The organism is Membranihabitans marinus, from assembly GCF_019802045.1.
Taxonomy (GTDB): Bacteria; Bacteroidota; Bacteroidia; order Chitinophagales; family Saprospiraceae; genus Membranihabitans; species Membranihabitans marinus_A.
In genome coordinates this window covers 123,224-143,552 of record NZ_JAHVHU010000014.1, presented here as the reverse complement: position 1 = coordinate 143,552, position 20,329 = coordinate 123,224, and the positions used below count along the sequence as shown (strand labels likewise).

15 protein-coding genes are annotated in these 20,329 nt (G+C 44.0%); 9 read left to right on the top strand and 6 right to left on the bottom strand.

Annotated features, from left to right (window positions below; genetic code table 11):
* Positions 1–2 precede the first annotated feature (2 nt).
* Positions 3–722, top strand: a complete 720-nt coding sequence (locus KUV50_RS15015; protein WP_222580996.1) for a rhomboid family intramembrane serine protease — start codon at positions 3–5, stop codon at positions 720–722.
* On the opposite strand, the gene KUV50_RS15010 is transcribed toward KUV50_RS15015, so the two are convergent.
* A complete protein-coding gene (locus KUV50_RS15010; protein ID WP_222580995.1) occupies positions 661–1,887 on the bottom strand; it encodes an O-antigen ligase family protein in 1,227 nt (408 codons plus the stop codon). The genes KUV50_RS15015 and KUV50_RS15010 overlap by 62 nt on opposite strands.
* 173 nt (positions 1,888–2,060) lie before the next feature.
* Here KUV50_RS15010 and pheS point away from each other — a divergent pair, with 173 nt between their 5' ends.
* The 4 genes from pheS (at position 2,061) to KUV50_RS14990 (ending at position 6,851) form a co-directional block, all read left to right on the top strand.
* The gene (gene pheS, locus KUV50_RS15005) at positions 2,061–3,095 is read left to right on the top strand and encodes a phenylalanine--tRNA ligase subunit alpha (protein ID WP_222580994.1); all 1,035 of its coding nucleotides are present in this window, start codon (positions 2,061–2,063) and stop codon (positions 3,093–3,095) included.
* 31 nt (positions 3,096–3,126) lie between these two features.
* The gene (gene hisS / locus KUV50_RS15000) at positions 3,127–4,476 is read left to right on the top strand and encodes a histidine--tRNA ligase (RefSeq protein WP_222580993.1); all 1,350 of its coding nucleotides are present in this window, start codon (positions 3,127–3,129) and stop codon (positions 4,474–4,476) included.
* Positions 4,477–4,561: 85 nt separating this feature from the next.
* The gene (locus KUV50_RS14995; protein ID WP_222580992.1) at positions 4,562–4,759 is read left to right on the top strand and encodes a hypothetical protein; all 198 of its coding nucleotides are present in this window, start codon (positions 4,562–4,564) and stop codon (positions 4,757–4,759) included.
* 709 nt (positions 4,760–5,468) lie between these two features.
* Positions 5,469–6,851, top strand: coding sequence for a lytic transglycosylase domain-containing protein (locus KUV50_RS14990; RefSeq protein ID WP_222580991.1), 1,383 nt, complete (start codon positions 5,469–5,471; stop codon positions 6,849–6,851).
* 576 nt (positions 6,852–7,427) lie between these two features.
* Here KUV50_RS14990 and KUV50_RS14985 read toward each other — a convergent pair.
* Positions 7,428–7,853 (bottom strand): Hsp20/alpha crystallin family protein, encoded by a 426-nt coding sequence (locus KUV50_RS14985; RefSeq protein WP_222580990.1) that lies wholly within the window; start codon positions 7,851–7,853, stop codon positions 7,428–7,430.
* 163 nt (positions 7,854–8,016) lie between these two features.
* Entirely contained in the window at positions 8,017–8,892 is an 876-nt protein-coding gene (locus tag KUV50_RS14980; RefSeq protein WP_222580989.1) for a MerR family transcriptional regulator, read from the bottom strand.
* A gap of 294 nt (positions 8,893–9,186) precedes the next feature.
* Here KUV50_RS14980 and bshA point away from each other — a divergent pair, with 294 nt between their 5' ends.
* Positions 9,187–10,326 (top strand): N-acetyl-alpha-D-glucosaminyl L-malate synthase BshA, encoded by a 1,140-nt coding sequence (gene bshA, locus KUV50_RS14975; protein WP_222580988.1) that lies wholly within the window; start codon positions 9,187–9,189, stop codon positions 10,324–10,326.
* Here bshA and KUV50_RS14970 read toward each other — a convergent pair.
* The 3 genes from KUV50_RS14970 to KUV50_RS14960 all read right to left on the bottom strand — a co-directional run bounded on the left by KUV50_RS14970 (position 10,318) and on the right by KUV50_RS14960 (position 13,913).
* A complete protein-coding gene (locus KUV50_RS14970) occupies positions 10,318–12,609 on the bottom strand; it encodes a hypothetical protein (protein WP_222580987.1) in 2,292 nt (763 codons plus the stop codon). The genes bshA and KUV50_RS14970 overlap by 9 nt on opposite strands.
* A 7-nt stretch (positions 12,610–12,616) precedes the next feature.
* Positions 12,617–13,243: a DUF937 domain-containing protein gene (locus KUV50_RS14965; protein WP_222580986.1), complete on the bottom strand. Its 627-nt coding sequence runs from the start codon at positions 13,241–13,243 to the stop codon at positions 12,617–12,619.
* Positions 13,244–13,409: 166 nt separating this feature from the next.
* The gene (locus KUV50_RS14960; RefSeq protein ID WP_222580985.1) at positions 13,410–13,913 is read right to left on the bottom strand and encodes a hypothetical protein; all 504 of its coding nucleotides are present in this window, start codon (positions 13,911–13,913) and stop codon (positions 13,410–13,412) included.
* Positions 13,914–14,010: 97 nt separating this feature from the next.
* On the opposite strand from KUV50_RS14960, the gene KUV50_RS14955 reads away from it, so the two are divergent.
* The 3 genes from KUV50_RS14955 (at position 14,011) to KUV50_RS14945 (ending at position 20,322) form a co-directional block, all read left to right on the top strand.
* Positions 14,011–15,753, top strand: coding sequence for a S8 family peptidase (locus KUV50_RS14955; RefSeq protein ID WP_222580984.1), 1,743 nt, complete (start codon positions 14,011–14,013; stop codon positions 15,751–15,753).
* 174 nt (positions 15,754–15,927) lie between these two features.
* Positions 15,928–18,927 carry a glycoside hydrolase family 3 N-terminal domain-containing protein gene (locus KUV50_RS14950; RefSeq protein WP_222580983.1) on the top strand — a complete coding sequence of 1,000 codons (3,000 nt, stop codon included), beginning with the start codon at positions 15,928–15,930 and terminating at the stop codon, positions 18,925–18,927.
* Between the two features lie 171 nt (positions 18,928–19,098).
* On the top strand, positions 19,099–20,322 hold the full coding sequence (locus KUV50_RS14945) for an ABC transporter permease (protein ID WP_222580982.1): 1,224 nt from the start codon (positions 19,099–19,101) through the stop codon (positions 20,320–20,322).
* The last annotated feature ends 7 nt before the right edge of the window (positions 20,323–20,329 follow it).

Sequence of the window (20,329 nt, the reverse complement as noted above, 5' to 3'; positions counted from 1 at the left end):
CTATGCTCATACCTATAGGAGATGATAATATAGCAGGCGGCGCCAAACCTTTGGCCACCTATACTTTTCTCATACTAAACATTGCTATTTTCTTTTACGAATACAGCCTGGGAGATCAATCGCTGCAGCTGTTCATCAACCGGTATGCTACGACGCCTACTGACGTTCTATCAGGAAATCAATTGTACACATTTTTTACGAGTATGTTCCTTCACGGGGGATGGTCGCATCTGATCGGGAATATGTTGTTCCTCTGGATTTTTGGGGACAATGTGGAAGCTGTCATGGGCAATGTCCGGTTTATACTATTTTATTTTGTTGGCGGTATTATTGCCTCCATTACACATGTCTGGATGAATGCAGACAGTGCAATACCCAGCTTGGGAGCCAGCGGTGCGATATCGGCAGTTCTGGGAGCTTATCTGATTATGTTTCCACGGTCGAGAATTAAAATGTTCTTTGTGGTCTTTTTTGTCACCTTTTATATTTCTGCTTTGTTTTTTATAGGATTTTGGTTCGTGCAGCAATTTATGTCCGTCTATCAGGAGACCAGTCTGGATGCCCAATCCCAGGGCGTAGCATGGTGGGCCCACATTGGCGGTTTTATATTTGGCGTGCTGTGCGGCTTTTTTTACAGAAGCAGAGCCCGGGAGTATAATTTTATCGGGGACAGACATCTACGTCCACCGAGTCCTCAGAACCGCCACCGATGGCATCGGTAGCTAAGAGTGACAACACCACAAATGCGATACCTCCAAGTGATGTTAACAAGGTATTCTCCACCAGACAACTGACCATAAACAGCCAGAAAATCACGATATATACAGCCGGGGTAGATCGATAAAATGTTTTGTACACTCCAAATAATCCCAGATTAAAAGCTCCAAACCCGATCAAACCACTTCCTGCCATAAAAGTCACCCACAAATTGTGCGGATACTCCCAAATCCGAATCCCATCCTCAACAAAAAATCGCATATGCAGCTCTTCCAGAACATCGCCCATACCTACCCCCCACCAAGGCGCATCCCGAAACACCTCCCATCCTATAATAGTGGACTTCCACCGAACCGCATCCGAATAAAACCACCAAGAAGCACTGTCATAATTCAACCTGTCGGCCAGAAAATAGCTCCATTTTTCTCCGACAGTAGGTATAAAAAAGGCTGCAGCCACGATAAAACTTAACAGACCCAAAAACACCAGCACACCCTTTTTGCCATAAAAGTTTTTATTAATCACTACGGTTAGCATTGTTCCGGTATAAAAAAGCACCAAGCCGGTTCGGACAGTCAGAATATGAAGCCCCAGCATCAGAAGGAACATTATTCCGGCGTACAGTCCAAACCCTCTGGACGTCCACATCCGGTTGCCCAATTCTTCTAAGCAAAACATAGCCCCGACCGCCAAAAACAAGCTGGTTCGCACATGATGGACCGGAACAGGAAAAAAACCACCTTCACCAATTCGAATCAATACTTCCTCCAGATGCATCACCAGGTATCCTGCCAGATAAAGAGATAATACAGCTCCTGCCCAAATAAATTGCCGTTGAATTAATCGGCGGTGTTGAAGCAGGTTTTCAGGCCAGAGAATATATGCCACCGGCAAAACAACATAAGGCAGGTTGACCCGAAGGAGACTAAGCCACCGGGTAGTGTCTGCACTCCAAAACCCACTGACCAGTAAAATCGCATAAATCAGGAGGAAAGGCCACACGTATGGTCCAGCCTTTTTCGGGGAAAGAGATCTACCATAAAGTAACAATGGAAGAGAAAAAACAATGACCAATATGGAAGCCATTGCTTCAAAGAAAAACAATCCCCACGGGAGAAGTATCCAGGCCACTAATTGGAGATTTTTGGATACTTTTTCGATTTTGATCATACGCATCGGATAGTTGTGATCCTTACAGAATAATAGATGAACACTGCATAATTTCTCTTTTCATTTTCATTGAAACCAATTATATCTTACCTTTGCAAAGGTAGAAATATTCCATATACCACTGTTCGTTAACTGTGATAACGTCCAGGGGCTGTCATAAATAAATCCACACAATGGACGCAATCGCGCAACTCAAGGCATACAAACTCGAAATAGATCAGGCGGAGCCTGCTTCGACCGATGAACTCGAACAATTCAGAATCCGGTTTTTGGGATCCAAAAATGTTCTAAAACCGTTGTTCTCTGAAATCAAAAACATACCCGCTGATCAACGAAGAGAATTTGGGCAACAAATCAACGCGATAAAACTTCTCGCAGAGGAACGATATGACAATTTACAATCCCAGTTAAACGCAGCCAATCAGGATGTAAGGAATAACCAAATGGATCTAAGCCGACCGGGCTATCCGATGCATCTAGGAAGCCGGCATCCGGTTAATCTGGTCATGAATAAGATCATAGATATCTTCTCACGCATTGGTTTTTCTGTCGCGGTTAATCGTGAAATCGAAGATGAATGGCACAATTTTACAGCGCTGAATACGCCTGAAAATCATCCGGCGCGGGACATGACCGATACCTATTACATCAAAAATGACTGGACGCATATTCTGCGGTCACAGACCAGCACGGTACAGGTTCATGTGATGGAAGAGCAAAAACCACCCATTCGTGTTATTTCGCCGGGCAGGGTCTACCGCAATGAAACCGTGTCTGCGCGCTCGCATTGTCAGTTTCATCAAGTAGAGGGACTCTATATTGATGAAAACGTTTCTTTTGTTGATCTCAAGGAGACCTTGCTCTATTTTGCGCGTGAAATGTATGGTGAGGACACCCGCATCCGGTTGAGACCATCCTACTTCCCGTTCACGGAGCCAAGTGCTGAAATGGATGTTTACTGGGGTCTAGAAACAGAAGTTGACCACCGAATTACAAAAGGTACCGGTTGGCTGGAAATCATGGGATGCGGTATGGTTGACCCCAACGTACTTGAAAATTGTGGAATCGATCCGAACCGGTATAGTGGTTTTGCATTTGGAATGGGCATTGAACGCCAGGCCATGCGCATGTTTGGAATTCATGACATCCGCATGTTTTTTGAAAATGACATGCGCTTTCTTCAGCAATTTAAGTCAGTGGCACTTTGACGCCATTTATTAATCAAAACAGAAATTTCTCATGAATGTAGGTTTACCCAAAGGAACACGGGACTTTGGCCCCGAAGAACTTTTCAAACGCCGGTATATTTTCAATACCATCCAGAAGTATTTCGAACTGTATGGATACTCTCCCATCGAAACACCCTCCATGGAAAACTTGAGTACCTTGCTAGGCAAATATGGCGATGAAGGCGATCAACTTTTATTTAAGGTTCTTAATAATGGAGATTATTTAAAAAAAGTACCCGGTGATATTCTCGCCGATAAGGACAGCACAAAAGCAACGAAGCACCTTGCAAAACGGGGCTTGCGTTATGATCTCACCATTCCATTTGCCCGGTATGCAGTCATGCACCGAAATGACATTAATCTGCCATTCAAGCGATACCAGATTCAACCTGTCTGGCGGGCAGACCGGCCCCAGAAGGGACGTTATCAGGAATTTTTCCAATGCGATGCTGATGTGATAGGTGCTGACTCTCTGCAGTACGAAGCGGAATGTGTGTTGTTGTTTGACCAGGTCTTTGCAGAACTTGGCCTGCGGGTAGATATTCGGATCAATAACCGGAAATTGTTATCCGCACTCTGCCAAAAAATCAATGCCTTTGACCAACTATCCTCCATCACTACTGCGATTGACAAACTAGATAAAGTGGGGTTTGAAGGAGTCCAGAATATTTTGGAAAAAGAAGGTCTCTCCCACGACCAAATCAACACGATCGAGCAATACCTTAATGCCGAACATCTCCAGGAAATAGCGGATATGTTTCAACATGAAGAAGAAGGTCAGCAGGGAATCTCCGAAATCAATCAGGTTTATACATTTCTGGATGGTAAAACTCTTCAAAATAAACTAACCTTTGACCCAACCCTGGCGCGCGGACTGAGTTACTATACCGGTGCCATCCTCGAAGTCCGTTCTTCAGAAGCTGAGATGGGCAGTATCGGAGGGGGTGGTCGTTATGACAACCTGACTGCCTTGTTCGGCGGAGAGAAATTGGGCGGGATGGGAATTTCCTTTGGGGCCGAACGCATCTACGATATCATGGAGGAACTGCACCTGCTCGACAAAGCCCAGATGGAGGCGCCGGTGTTAATCCTGACCCTCGATGAAAAATACCACGCGTACGGGTTTGATATTTTGCAGCAATTGCGCGCAAAAGGTATCCGATCGGACCTCTATCCTTCAGGAGCTAAAATGAAGAAGCAGATGAAATACGCCAATAGAATCAATGCTCGATATATTATGATTCTGGGCCCGGAAGAATGGGAGAATAAGGAAATAGCCATCAAAAATATGATAACAGGAAAGCAGTATAATGTGAATATCGATGATGCCGTAGATATCATTTTGGAAAAAACCGAATAACCCCTTAATCCCGCAAATTTCATAGCTTTTGATTTACCTACCTGGCGTTGATTATTGTTTTAATGGCAGTTAGACAGGTGCAGATATGAGTGAATATAGTCTCGGCTCGTCCGAGACCAGAGGTAGCCAATCTACCTCTGATGAAGGAACCGAAACATCCCTGTTTCGGGCGGGTAAGCATTCATTGCACTTAAAAATCTATAATCTTATAGCTGCCGGAATAGTATTCTATTTCAAGGAGTTCGTAATAGGACCGAATGTAGTCACGGCTGAGCCGAGGTAGAAAGTTCAGTATGACTGAGCAAAATCTCGCCAAGGGCGAGATCTAATGTGGTCAATCCACATTCCCCGCCTTGGCTTGGGAAGGCTCTGTCCCGAGGATAATGGATGAATCAAAAGTCAAACGTCACCCAAAATTGGGCGATGTAATAGGCCCAATTTTGGGAATTAAACAATTGATAACCTGCATAATATGCACCACAACAGATTGACGTGGTGCATAAAGCGGGTTAATCTCTATGGTGCTTAATCGACGCCATTACACACCATCTGAAAAAATCGCATTTTTCTCCAACCCGAGTACCGTACGAGTCGATTTTTGGTCTGTTGCATTGTAAAAAAGGATTAATAAGAGCTCGAATCAATGGTCATTACCGGTTAGCTGGATAGTTAGTACATCCTTTTACAATACCACATTCTTCTCCGAATCAGGACTTTACCACCAATTACCTCGTCTCAAACTAAACAATTTCAACGCACACTCCTTGTATTTGATCGCGAATGCCGGAAAGCGGTCTGCACAAAACGTTAAATATCGTGCAATCAAGTAAAGAGAATATTAAAAGCAGACGCCACGTGTATTATTTTCCGTTGGAGTAGTACATTTGCAGTCGCTTAGAAAAAATAAGTAATCCAAATAAACATATTATGATATTTTTTAACCTATATTTGTTTGTAAATCAGAAATCCCATTTGCTAACTAAACTATAGCTATGCAAAAATATCAGTATTTATACCGGCGAGTAATCACCGGTATTGGTGCACTGTTTGGTTGTTTATTACCCTTCCTCATCTCTGCAGCAGATCCATCTTCCCATAAAATTATGGAGCATGAGCTCGGAGAACATATAGACCAACTGGAAAGCATCATTCCTGTCATGGAAAGAAACAAAGCAATAGATATTGCTTTGCCTTATTTTAATCGTTTTCCACATTTCACGGAACATCTCATCGGTCAGGCAGTCCAATATTTCCCTTTGATCGAGCAGGTCCTCAAAAAACACCATCTACCCGATGATCTGAAGTATATACCATTTTTCGAATCTGGTTTCCGAAAGGATGTCGTCTCTCCAGCCGGCGCTCAAGGCCTTTGGCAATTTATGGAAGATACCGGAAGAAAATATGGTCTGACGATCAACAATGAGATCGACGAACGACTGGACTATGTAAAGTCTACCGAAGCTGCTGCTCGTTTTCTAAAATCCTTGCACGAAGAACTCGGAAGCTGGGCACTGGTATTGATGGCATATAATGGTGGCCCCTACCGGGTCAAAAGACTGGTTCGTGAGAGCAATACATCCAATCCACAGGTCATCATGGATAAAATGCCCAAAGAGAGTCAAACCTACCTAAGCAAGATGATCGCGGCTAAATTAATCTTTAAGACCTACAAACAATATGGGCTGCAACCGCGGATTCCGGACCCTGTGCACTTTTATACGCTCAATACGTCTTATATCTCATCGATTGATCTGAATACAATCAGCAAGGAATACAATGTTGACTATTCAGTTCTTCGTCAGGCGAACCCACATTTGAAATACCGAAAAATACGGAATGCGAACCAGAACATCATTAATGTTCACATACCCAGGTATGCGACGAAAGGAAAGGAAGTGATTGAGTTTCGGAAGCAATTCTATTACATCTCTTCCGAAGAACAGCTGGAGCAGTTAGCTTCCTTTCTGGGCATCAGTAAGAGAAAACTAGAAATGGCTAATGGATTTTTTGATCCGGGCCGATCCATTGGTCATACGATCGCAGTTCAGGTCACGTCTTCAGAATACATGACGTTGGATAAAGCGTTTGGACCGCCTCCAGCCCGTTTTTTGAAAAAGGATCTTAATCTGCTCATGGAAGAAAATTTGACTTCAAAAGCATTATCTCCAGGTTCAGGCATCACACCTGCCTTCATAGCCAGGGAGCTCTATTACCTAAAGCCCTCGGAGTCTTTGATTGATGTGGCCATGAGGTTGAATATATCTTTGAAAAATATCAAAGAAATGAATCCGGATATGAACCTGTATCAATCCAACCGGGTTTATATTCCGGTTAATGAATCAAGTCCGGGCATAGACGTGGCCAATGTCAGATAAATCTGAAGTAAACGGGAGGTAACAGCATTTTCAATACAACATAATAAACACAGGATGTGTGACATCACTTCGGACTTTTCACATGACCCTCCGATTGATGACCTCCTGGGCTCGGCTGTTCCGGATCAGGGCACCAAGCGTGATGGTCCGCTTTATTCATCACGTCACTCTTTTATGATCCATAACAGGCAGTGCATCAATTGCTTAAATTCCATAATTGGGCATAAATCATAGGCCAATTTTGGGTTGCGTTTGACTTTTGCGGGATAGTACTAAACATGTGCTCCTTATCTGCCTGATGGCATGTGGACACCCCACACGCAGCGAAAGCCCCACCACAAAGCGGTCCTGTATGACCAAGATGAGTACGTCTAAAAAACTCTTTTTCGAATAGAAGAGGTCTTGCTAACCACATTCCTTTTTTTTATGATATTAGGTCATTGATCATTCTAAGGCCAATGCCCGATCTAGCCTAATAAAGGGCCATTACTCTTAAAACTGGCAAAAAAAAAACCGAGGTCCCAAAAGGAACCCCGGTTCATTAAACAAGCCCTAACCCCATGAACATGTTACTCTTTACTGAATCTCTATTTTTCTAGAGACATTCAATTCTTCGTCAGATAATTTTTTGAGTTCGATGGTTAATATCCCATCTTTCAATTCCGCCTGAATATCTTCCTGATCAATTTCTTCGCTCAAAATAATAGAGCGGAAGAATTTTTCGCTGGAGAATTCACGGAGGTGATATTCCTGCTCCTTCTCATTTTCGGTGGTTTTTTCACCACTGATAATCAGGGTGTCATCCTCCACCTTAATGTCCACATCTTCCTTTTGCCATCCCGCCAGGTTAACCTCTACTCTATAAACGTGATTATTTTTAATAATGTTTATCGGAGCAGTTGTATTTCGATCAACGGAGCCATTTCTGGTATTAAATGATTTAAAAACCGGATAGTATGATGTTCGCATACCAGCAGGCGTTCTTTTTAAAATCGTTGTCATAACTTTATAGTTTTGTATTATGTAATTTACCCTATTACATGCAAATCCGGCGCCAAAGCGATCAATCGGAAAAAATGGACTATAAACACACCCCAAACATGTCTTTATGTCATATTAAGTGCAAAATCGAGTGACATTTTGTCAACATCGCGAGACAGAGATGCTATCCGATAAAGTAATTGATCAGTCCTGTAGGATTCTTAAATGTGGTCACTCCATTAAAGGACTCATTAAGCGTAGCTGCCTGATGGCCACACACCACAACTTCTGAATCGGGAAACAAATTGGTTATTTTTGTAAGATAAGAGCCGACGGCCATGTACTTAAAATCAGTATCGATCATAGAAACAATATAATCGGGTTTTGCGGAAACGCTTATTGCCTGCAGTTCTTCCAAACCAATATTCCTACCCATATTCAGGGTAAAATAACCTTTTTCCCGGCAAGCATATTCCATACCTGCGGTGTACAATTCCTTGTTTTCTCCCGGGGGCAGGAAAATAAGCACCCGACCACGCCCTCCACAATGGTTGGGCGGAAGCGCATCAATTCGGGCCATCGTTTTTCGTTTTACGACCTGATTGATAAAATTTTCGTGTGCCAGGTTAAACGCTCCGCTGACATACAATAACGAGGAATTTTCTATATAAGGCCATATATAATCGGTCAGCGTGTGAAGAAAACCATGCCGCTTCTCATAGTTATCCACCAAGGTATTAAGTTTCTCTTCATTGAATTCCAAAATAGACGCGGTAAAGCAGTCTTGCCTCAATTCCAAGGCTTCATCCTTTGCACTGAACTTGCGCAGCATCATCCCACGTTCTCCACAATCCATAGCGGCTATTTGACTAATTTTCAGTCCCTGATCGTACAACAGAACAATATCCTGCAGTTTCTGCATATCTTCCTGATTGTACAGTCTCACATTGGATTTAGTCCGGTCGGGCTGAATTAGATCATACCGCTTTTCCCACATCCGGATTGTATGTGCTTTGATTCCGGTTATTTTTTCCAGATCACTAATGGAGTATTGTATCACCTTTTAATTTTTATTGAATTCAGAACAACAGTGCGACTTCGTCTCTACTATCCGGTTGACGTCAACCGGGGTGTTTATTCCCGGACTGGTTCCATTTTTTTGATATGCAGTCCATACTAGCCACAACACGTAAAACCCAATCAAGCTGTATATTGTTCACGATTCCCATTCAATTCCGGTTTTTAGAAACCTTCTATTTTATAGTTGAGCCAAAAACATAGCTGCCCATCGAAAACAATAGAACTGTTTTTCGGGTTACTTACACTTACATCCTTTATATTTATATTTGACATCATGAAAATAGGTATCGTTTGTTATCCCACATTTGGAGGGAGTGGTATAGTAGCCACAGAAATAGGAATGGGTTTGGCCACCAAAGGCCATGAGATTCACTTTATCTCTTACAAGAGACCAGCCCGACTGATCTCATTCCAAGAAAACATTTACCACCATGAAGTCACGCCGGTTGACTACCCCTTGTTTGAATACACACCTTATGAAAGCGCCTTAGCCAGCAAGATAGTTGATGTCGTCAAATATTCCAAGCTCGATCTACTCCATGTTCATTATGCTATTCCACATGCGATCGTAGCTTACTTAGCTAAAAACATTCTTCGCTCAGAGGGGATTGACATCCCGATCATCACCACCTTACACGGATCTGACATTACTCTGGTCGGCAAGGACGGTACTTTTTCACCGGTAGTCACTTTTAGTATTAATGAAAGTGATGGAGTAACTGCAGTCTCCCAGAAGTTAATGGAACAAACCTATGAAAATTTCAAAATAACAAAGCCCATTGAAGTCATCTATAACTTTATTGATTTCGACCGGTTTCACTGGACCAATAAGGATCACTTCAAAAAAATGTTTGCGCCGGAAGGCGAAAAGATTCTTGTGCATATTTCCAACTTCAGAAAAGTCAAACGGGCCAGTGATGTGGTTCGTATTTTCGAGAAAGTTTACGACGTCATGCCCACCAAATTACTCATGATTGGTGATGGACCGGAACGCCCCAGTATCGAAAAGTTGTGCCGGGATATTGGTCTGTGCCATGAAATAAGATTCATGGGTAAGCAGGATGCCATTTCGGAGATATTGGCTATCTCCGATGTATTTATTCTGCCCTCTGCCAATGAAAGCTTTGGTTTAGCTGCACTGGAAGCGATGGCCTGCAGGGTGCCGGTGATATCCAGTAATGTCGGCGGGATTCCAGAGGTAAACATTGATGGTGTTACCGGCTACCTCAGTGATGTCGGCGATATAGAAGAAATGACAGAAAACACACTTCGGCTGCTCAAAAACCCGGAACTTCATGAGAAGTTTAGGACAAATGCCTATAACCAGGCAAAGATTTTCGATATTGAAAACATCCTTCCCCAGTATGAAGCGTACTATGAAGAGGTACTCGAAAAATTTAAAATTTCAATCTAAAAGAAATACTTTTCCGACCTGCGTGAACGGAGCCACGCTCTGATCCAAGGTAGCAAACACCAGATAAATTCCGCTCGCCACCGGACGACCATCCTGATCGCGTCGATCCCATACCAACTGCCCGCCTTGAGCCCTGTTTTCATATATCAACCGACCACCAAGTGTCGCAATCCGAACCAGTGCATTTTCCGGAAGATTTTTGACCCCCACGGGTCCTTTATACGCCGGAGGCACCGGATTGGGAAAAACAGCCATTTGTTCGAATGATCCGGGATTTGATTCCGTCGCTGCACCCCGGTACGACACCAACCCTTCATCTGTAGCAATAAAAACTTCACCACTAGTCTGATTAATCGCGATATCCGTAATCGAATTTGATGGGAGCGGTGAATTATCCACTGTAAAATGATTATCAATCCGATCCAATGCTCCATTCACCACGTACACCCCATTCGTCGTCCCAAACCACTTCCTGTTTCCACCATCTATGGCAATGGCTTTGACATTTTCATTGCGGAGCAAAACCCCCAACTGCCCGTTTAACTCCAGGACCGGCTTACGTCCCTTGCAAATCTGATCAAAAACAAAATTCCCACAATCGAACAACACGGGACCACTTTCGGTTCCGAGCCAGACACCTCCATTGCGGTCCACCGCGATCTCATTGATCCGCGCGTTGTCAAAACCTGTTCCATTTCCATCATCCGGCTGTGGAATAATTAATCTCGTCTCATCATCATTATCATTCATCCAATCGTTGGGCCTCATAATCAGCAACCCTCGTTCAGCTATGGCCATCCAGATATTCTCATATTCATCCACCACCAATTTTTCGATTCTGGGCCCGGTCGGGATTGAAAAGTTGTGCCACTCTCCACTGGAATTCATCACACTTAAGGGGCGGATGGCGTCATGATTAGCTACCCACAAATTGTCCCGGCCATCGAGAAACAAATCAGCAATCCGGATGCGATCCGGGTTGGTCACTGAGAATCCCAGCGACGAATTGGACTCATCAAACAAGGTGATTTGCCCCTCTTTATATCGAATAACCCCGCCCCAAAACGTTCCAAAATAAACCTCATTCCGATCAACCACTTTCTCTACGGTATAGATATCCCGCATATTCAATGCACCCAATTCCGGCACGGTGTGAAGATTAAACACACGCCATGCACCTCCGTCGTTCGTATAAAATCCATCTTCCCGAAACAAATTGTTGTAAATTCGGGTCACACCTCCAGTGGCTACAAATAAATCCCCGTCCATCACCGTCATTTCCGTGACAAAGCGCGAGGGGACACCAGTCAGCTCATATACCTCACATTCATTATCAGCATATTGCCCAAACTCTTCTTTCGTCAAATACCAAAAAGATTCCAAGTCAATCATAAGGACATCCCGAAGCGGCAGCAGACATAAATTAATAAATTGTCTGGAGTGGTTTCCGTCCCACGTAAAAATGTTGGAATATTGATTTACCACAAGCAGATGTGTTCCCGAAGGTTTTATATAACGTACTTCAGAACCAGTCACAGGGACACGATCAAACACCTGGTCGCTGTTGATTATCCACAACGAATCGTTTGCGACCATATAAGTATTTTCTTTCCATACCGCAATATCCCGGATCATACCACCGACGTGGGACGGGGCAATGTGCCATTGATTAATATCCGCCAGATTGGTTGATGGCGTATACTGAAGTCGATAGAGCTCCAGTTCAGAAAAAGCATACAACGTACGTTCATTGTCATTCCAGGCGACCCCCTCCATAGGATCATCCGTAAAAAGCGTCGAACCAAATTCATGTATACCCACATTAATCTCTACGATACCAAAATCGGTGGCCAGATAAATCCGTTCACCAGCTATTCCAATATCATTTATGCGCTTGGAGGTAAGGATATTCTGATTGTTCTTGATCCCAGGTAAATTATAGGTACGATCCGGAGTAACGATATCCACGTTGCCATTGACATATCCTACGACAATCGCATCCTGTGTCGGAAGGTATTGCACTGATGAAATTCCCACATCAGACAAACCATTCCCTTTATTAAGCAAAAGGATATCACCCTCCGAGTCCGGGTAATAAACCACAAGCTGGTATGGGTTCACCACGATGACAGACTCATCACCAGCCACTACTTCTGTATATTCGCCTGCCGGAAAATAAGACCGCCATGAGCCCAGTTCAAACAACGCATTCTGCTGCTGGGCAAAGCCCTGGGTCAACGCGAATAAGACAGGGATCAGAATTAACTGCGGTAATTGTCTCAAGCCCTGATTATTTCTTGAACAGTCCGCCAAATAACTTTTTACCCATTCCGGCCACATCATCGACAATACTTCCATCGCCATCCTGATCGAGAATAGAATTTAGAAAACTCCCCTGGTTGGCATCCTGGCCAGATATGGAATTCATCACTCCACCAAGTAGTGCTCCGATACCCCCCGTATCCAATCCTTCCTCATTTTTTGCCTTGCCCAATGCTCCCATCACGAATGGAGCAATCTTTACTGCCAGGGACATCAGTTTATTCTTGTCCATGTTGTTCGCGTTCGCCAGTGATTCGAAAACACTGCTTTCATTGGATCCCAACACGTGTCGAAGGATACCGGCACCATTGAGTGTTCGTTCGTTTCCCTGGGCCCTATTGGCGTCACGCTGAAGCAAATTCCCCGCCACATCGTTAAAAACTTCACCATTGTGGTCTTTTTCTAAGGCCCGGTTCAATGATTGCAGCCCTTCCGGTGACCGTGCATTTTTGTTGATGCCGGCTAATATTACTTTTGAGATGCTGTCTAAAGCAGATGCCGTTTTCTCCTGATCGCCCACACCAACTTCTTGATCCAGCTTAGATACGACTTCACTATCCAACGAACTGCCTATAAGGTCTAAAATGTTTGCCATAATTTGAATTTAATTGTTAATAAGTCAATGATAAGTACTTCCAACGGTATCACCCGTCCATTTTGTGCAAAAGATACTATAAATATCTCAGTCCATTGTGTTTTCGGCCAGTATCATAACATATGATCTCATCCGGATCCAGAAGGACTGGCATTTTTGCGAAAGGCTATTTATTTTTATCCCACTGTATCATGGAAACTTTCCGTACTACCAATGTCATACCAATGAAAAAAAGAAGCACCAGATAAACAGGCCAGGTTGAAAATGAAACCCAACCAGCCTGATCCAGCCAAAAACCCGTAATTAGGATGAAAAATAATACGGCAAAAAATATACGCCCATTCCCAAAACCTGTTAGTAACGTAATATCTACCCGATTATAAATGAGAACTAGACCAATAACCATCGTAACAAAAGGAATGAGAATCACGACTGCCGATGTAACCAATGCACTGGTTATCCACTGATAAAAGGCCATTATAAGTGAAAACATCCCCAGCACACTCATCATATAAAGCAGGAAGGAAAAAAAATAATTCCACACCTTGGGATGCCCCATCTTATGAAGAAAAAGCAACCCGAGGAGCACAGAAAACAGCATCGAAAACCCATAGTAGAATATGATAAAACTATGGTGGTCTACCAATGTCAGAAATTCGTGGAGAGTCATGGGTCAGTTCTAAATTAATCCGTTTATACAATATAAGCGGCGAGAAATATACTCAAAAGAAACCACAGAATCTTATCTTAGTACAAATTCACAACCTATGATTCCCTGGAAAATTCCTCTGATTATCTGTCTCATAAAAGTGTCCTGCCTTTCGGGGCAGGAAACACCATTGGTGGATATTCATCCATTAATCCATGAAAATTTTGCCATCGAAGATACCCTGTCCTGCATTTTGGTTTTCCGCCAGCAGAATCAGCATGAACCGATACCCGTCGACCTTCCCAAATCTGAAAAAACGACACGGATGTTTGAAGGGCTTATTCGAGCAGCTACGCATTCCCAGAGCCGATTACTTGATTCTCTGAGTTCCTGGAAAGTACCTCATTATTCTTTCTATATTATCAATGCGGTACAGGCCAGACTAGATAGTATGACGCTTCGAAGACTGAGTACTCACCCTGATCTGACTTCCATTCTCCCTGATTTCCCTCTGGTCGTACCACCGGAAGTTTCTGTCCCTGGATCCACTCGCCGAGTAGATAGTTTGTTGCACTGGGGAATCAGCCACATCCGGGCTGACTCCGTATGGCAAACGGGGATTACCGGTCAGGGTGTGGTCGTCGCAGGTCTCGACACTGGAATGAAATGGGAACACACTTTTTTGAAAAACAATTACCGGGGCCTCCAAAATAACGGCGCTGTCAATCATAATCACAACTGGCACGATGCTTTAAAATATTATTCCACACCCGGTGAACAAGCTTCCACAAACCCATGTGGCTACCAATCTGTTTTACCATGTGATGATCATGGTCATGGAACTTTTACGATGGGATTGATCACCGGGGTATCTGAAAAACATTTCACCGGGATCGCACCAGGAACTCAGTGGATCAGTTCCCGAATAATGGATCGGGGGAAAGGTCATCTTTCGACCTATCTCAAAGGTCTGGAATGGTGCCTGGCCCCCACCGACTTGCACGGACAAAACCCCAACCCAGCCCTTGCTCCAGACATCATTAATAACAGTTGGTCATGTCCCTATAATGAAGGTTGTGTACCTGCGAATTATTGGTTGCTTGACTCCGCAACTGCCCGATTGACGCAAGCCGGAATTTTTGTGGTAGCATCGGCGGGGAATACGGGTCGAAAAGGATGTTCCTCGCTCATGGACCCGCCCGCGATATTTTCCTCTGTATTTACGGTAGGTGCCACAGGACAAACCGACAGCATCACCGATTTTAGCAGTCGGGGTCCTGTAAAGCAAACACAGATCATCAAACCTGACGTCGTAGCACCAGGTCAGGGTATCACTTCAATCTACCCCAACGAAACCTTTGTAAAAAGTAGTGGCACCAGTATTTCAGCACCGATTGCAGCTGGTGTAGCTGCATTGGTTATTGAAGCCAACCCGGCATTTAGAGGGCGTCCTGATCTGTTGCGAAGGATTCTCACCGAAAGTGCCCTTCCAGTCCGGGATAACCCCTGTGGATCAGATCTTCATCCCAATCTTGTTTACGGATTTGGTCGAATCGACGCCGTCAATGCAGTCCAACTGGCAAAGCAATATCAGCCTACATCAACTGACAAAAGGATCCCCCCCGATCATTTTTTACGAATATACCCCAACCCTGCTCAGAATTATATGTATGTTGAGAACCAATCCACATTACCGGTGCAGGGTCAACTATATGATGTCCAAGGGCAGGTGATAACATCAATACAATTGAGAAGAAAGGAGACCCGGAAATTTAAAACAGCTCACCTTCGTCCAGGCGTATATTTTGCAAGACTTTCAACATCCGAAGGTGTCATCGTTTTAAAAATAATGAAAATCTGAAAATTATATCCCAAATGTGAGCGTACTTTCTTATTTTTCACACCGATAGGATAGTATGAACAGCTCTTGTCCGGATTGGTATTGTATTTGCAGGTTTAAAAACATCCCCTGATTAAGCACCCTCCAGGGCAGGCTCGTTCAAAGTTAACACGCATAGAAAAAAGAGGAATTGTAGTGAATATTTCAATGGGTAATTTGTTTAAAACAGGCAGCATAATTTCAATTGCTTTGCTTTTGCTGTTGTTTTTAATGGCACCAACCGTCTATGACCACGCCAAAGCTCAAGAAAACCATCCGCAGGATCAGGAGGCACAATGGGTGGATTCTGTGTATAGAAATATGACCCTGGACGAACGTATCGGTCAACTGTTTATCATTCGGGCACATTCGGATCTGGGCGAAGACCACATCCAGTCTGTCACCCGACAGATCGAAAAATATAAGGTAGGTGGGCTTTGTTTTTTCCAGGGGACTCCCGCACGGCAGATTGAGCTAGTTAATAAATACCAATCACTTGCAGACATCCCTTTATTTGTCACCATGGATGCAGAATGGGGGCCTTCCATGCGGTTCAAAGAACATGCTGTTACTTTCCCGCGGCAACTGACATTGGGCGCCATTCAAAATAATGAACTCATTTATCGATTGGGGAAAGAAATAGCCCGAGAGCTCAAACTCATTGGTGTGAATTTTAATTTTGCCCCGGTAGTTGATATCAACAACAACCCACGCAATCCCGTCATTAATGACCGGTCGTTCGGAGAGGACAAACTAAATGTAACCGCCAAATCCTACATGTATATGAAGGGGCTTCAGGATCATGGAATCCTTGCCAGCGCCAAGCATTTTCCTGGTCACGGTGACACGGATGTCGACTCTCATCATGCGCTGCCAGTCATCAACCACGATTTGGATCGGCTCAAAAACATCGAACTATACCCTTTTACAGCTCTGGCAAAAACAGACCTGGCCAGCATTATGGTCGCACATCTGAACATCCCCGCGCTGGATGACCGGGATAAAATTCCTTCCAGTCTGTCATACAATACGATCACCAATCTGCTCAAGGACTCTATTGGCTTTGAAGGCCTCATCATTACCGATGGGCTCGAGATGAAAGCCGTAAGTGCAAACTGGCCGGATGGCATCGTGGAATTAAAAGCATTCCAAGCAGGCAATGATCTTTTGCTTCTCCCCAACAACCTTCCTCTGGCTGTACAAAAACTTAAACAAGCGGTGACGAACAACGTCATTTCACAAGATCGGCTGGCTGAAAGTGTCAAAAAAATCCTTCGATACAAATACCAGATCGGCTTGAATCAGCCACCACCTTCATTGACAACACATAACATCGCACAGAAGCTGAACACTGATTCTGCCATTCTTTTAAAAGAAGAACTCATCCGTGCCGCCGCAACGCTGGTCCGTGATGAAAACACCGTGGTTCCGTTAAACGGCGGTGAAAACATCATCAGCGTGGCTCTGGGGGCAAGTTCAGAAACTCCATTTCAAAAAGAATTATCAAAATTCACGAAAGCCCGGCAATACCAATCCACAGATCTCCAAACTACTCGTCGTGTCTTTGATTCTCTGAAAGAAGAGCAAGCAAGTACCTTTATTATCAGCTTGCACGATATGTCAAAATATGCTTCGAGAAATTTTGGACTCAACAAATCCGAAGTACATCTCATCAATCAACTCGCTGCACAGCACGAAGTAGTATTGGTTGTATTTGGCAGTCCCTATTCATTGACCTTCTTTGATCCGGTAAAAACAATAGCGGTCGGCTACAGTGACGATGGATTTACCCAATCCAATATGGCCAGGGCCTTGTTCGGGAAAGAAAAATTTAGCGGAAGATTACCGGTCACCGCCTCACCAATCAGTACTTTCAATCAGGGCATTACGACAGCCAGTGCAGAAGTTCTGCAGTACGGCTTACCCGAATCCGTTGGAATCAACGGAAGGAAACTTCATCAAAAAATCGACTCACTGGTCAATGCAGCTTTCTTTGAGGAAGCCATGCCAGGCTGTGAAATCCTTATTGCAAAAAACAACAAGATTGTTATGCAAAAAGCATTTGGCTATCATACCTATGAAAAGCAAATTCCGGTTAATCAATATGACATTTATGATCTGGCCAGTGTAACAAAAGTGGTTGCCGGAACAGCAGCCATTATGAAATTGTATGAAAATGGAGTCGTTGATCTCGACACCCCGATCAGTACCTATCTGCCTGCAACTGTCAATACAAACAAAGCCCACCTTACCCTGCGCAATATTATGGCACACCGCGCCGGGCTCAAACCCTGGATTCCTTTTTACATGTCTACACTCAATACAGACAAATCTCGTTTGCCGAGTGCCACATATTACAGAACTCAATATTCCGAGGATTTTCCACACGAAGTATCGCCCAATTTGTTCCTTCGTGCAGACTACCCCGACACCATATTTCAATTGATCCTGGACAGTCCCCTGCGAAGCTCCACCTCATATAAGTACAGTGATTTGGGGTTTTATTTGATAGCCCGCATCGTTCAAAAGGTTACCGGTCAAACTTTGGATAACTATGTCCGGGAACAAGTTTATGAACCACTGGGAATGGTACATACCTCCTTCCAGCCCGCCAAATACTTCCCCTTGGAAAAGATTGTTCCGACCGAAGAGGACGGATACTTCAGACATTCAACCGTACATGGCTTTGTACATGACATGGGTGCTGCCATGATGGATGGAATCAGCGGGCATGCCGGTCTGTTTTCCAACAGTCGGGATCTGGCGGTGTTTTTTCAGATGCTGCTCAATGAAGGTCAATATGGCGGGAAGCAGATATATCGGCCATCCACCGTCCGTGAATTCACTACCCGGCATCCTCTGGAGACCCGCCGGGCAATAGGCTTTGATATGAAAAGTCTTAACGTTCCGGATTCGAGGTGCAATATCGCCTCGTTAGCCAGTCCCGATACTTTTGGTCATTATGGATTCACCGGAACGGCTGCGTGGGCAGATCCTGCCAATGAACTGGTATACATTTTTTTATCCAATCGCACCTACCCAAACTATCCAAATCGACCGAATTTATTAAGTTTACACAATTATCGATCTAAAATACAGAACGCGATATATGTTTCCATGGGCATGGGACAAAGCGCACCAGATATAAGCCAGTGATCAATTCAATTCAGATTGTACAGCAAACGACTTGTTCGTTGTAGGTAAAGCACGATCAAATACCTTCTCATTGGCTATCCAAAATCTGGACCGTAAAGGTTTTATTCCTTGTCCGCTAAAACACCATGTGTACTGGTGTATATATAATCGAAAAGAATTTAAACCATTTTGATGTCAATATCAACTCAGGTCGCCTGGAAGTATTTTTATAAACGCAAGAAAAATCACTTCATCAATTACATCAGCGCATTGAGTGTGATTGGATTAACCATTGGGTTCACGGTGCTTTTGCTGGTAGGCAGTGTTTTCAATGGGTTTGAGGGTCTGCTTCTTTCCATGTTTAGCCAAACCAACCCGGATCTTTACATCGCTTCGGAGCGTGGAAAAACCATGGATATTACGCCACAGCAACTCGAAGAAGTGACCGCTTTGACCGGGGTAGCTGCAGCAGCTCCGGTGTTGGAAGAAACCGTATTATTTTCGTATGACAACAATAATCTGGTGGCTAGTCTCTACGGTGTGCCTGAAAATTATTTTTCGGTGGTCGACCTCCGCCCCTACCGCTCATTGGGTGCGCTGGAACTGTACATGGAGGGCGAGCCTCAGCTTATCCTCGGTACCACATTAAAGAGAAATCTGAATGTGGTGATCAATGATCCCTTTCAACCCGTTGAGACCTTCTTTCCTCGTTCTTCAGGTACTACCTTCCTGGGCCAGGACTTGCTTCGCCGGCAGGTGATTTACCCTTCAGGTACATTTAGCGTCGTTCAGGAAGAAGGTTCTGGTCATGCCTATGCGCCGCTGGACTTTGTGCGCTCCTTAATCGGCTACCCGGACACTGTCTATACCGGATTACAAATCAAACTAGCGGATGAGGGTGCAGAAAACCGGGTTCGCCAATCGCTGCACCACATTTTCAATGAACAAAAAATAATCATCCGTAACAATTATCAGCAGGATGAAGACTTGTACAAACTGATGAATATCGAAAAATGGATCGGATATATCATTGTGATTTTTACAATCATTTTGATCGCATTTAATCTGGTCGGATGCATCTGGATGATTGTGATTGAGAAAAGTGATCATTTCCGTATACTCAAAGCAATGGGTGCACAAAAAAAAGATATTCGCCGAATCATTTTCAAATTGGGCGGATTTTATGCGTTGACCAGTATCCTGACCGGAACCGGCGTAACCCTGCTTATATATTGGCTACACAAAACATTCGGACTCTTACGGATGGGTGAGAGCATGATCGTGGATAGCTACCCCAGTGAACTGCATGGAACTGATTTCATTCTGGGCATATCGGTCGTCATTCTCATTTGTTTTTTAGCATCTTGGCCAGCTGCTATCCGGGCAGTAAACCTTTCATTTCGACAGAAAAAATAGGACTAAT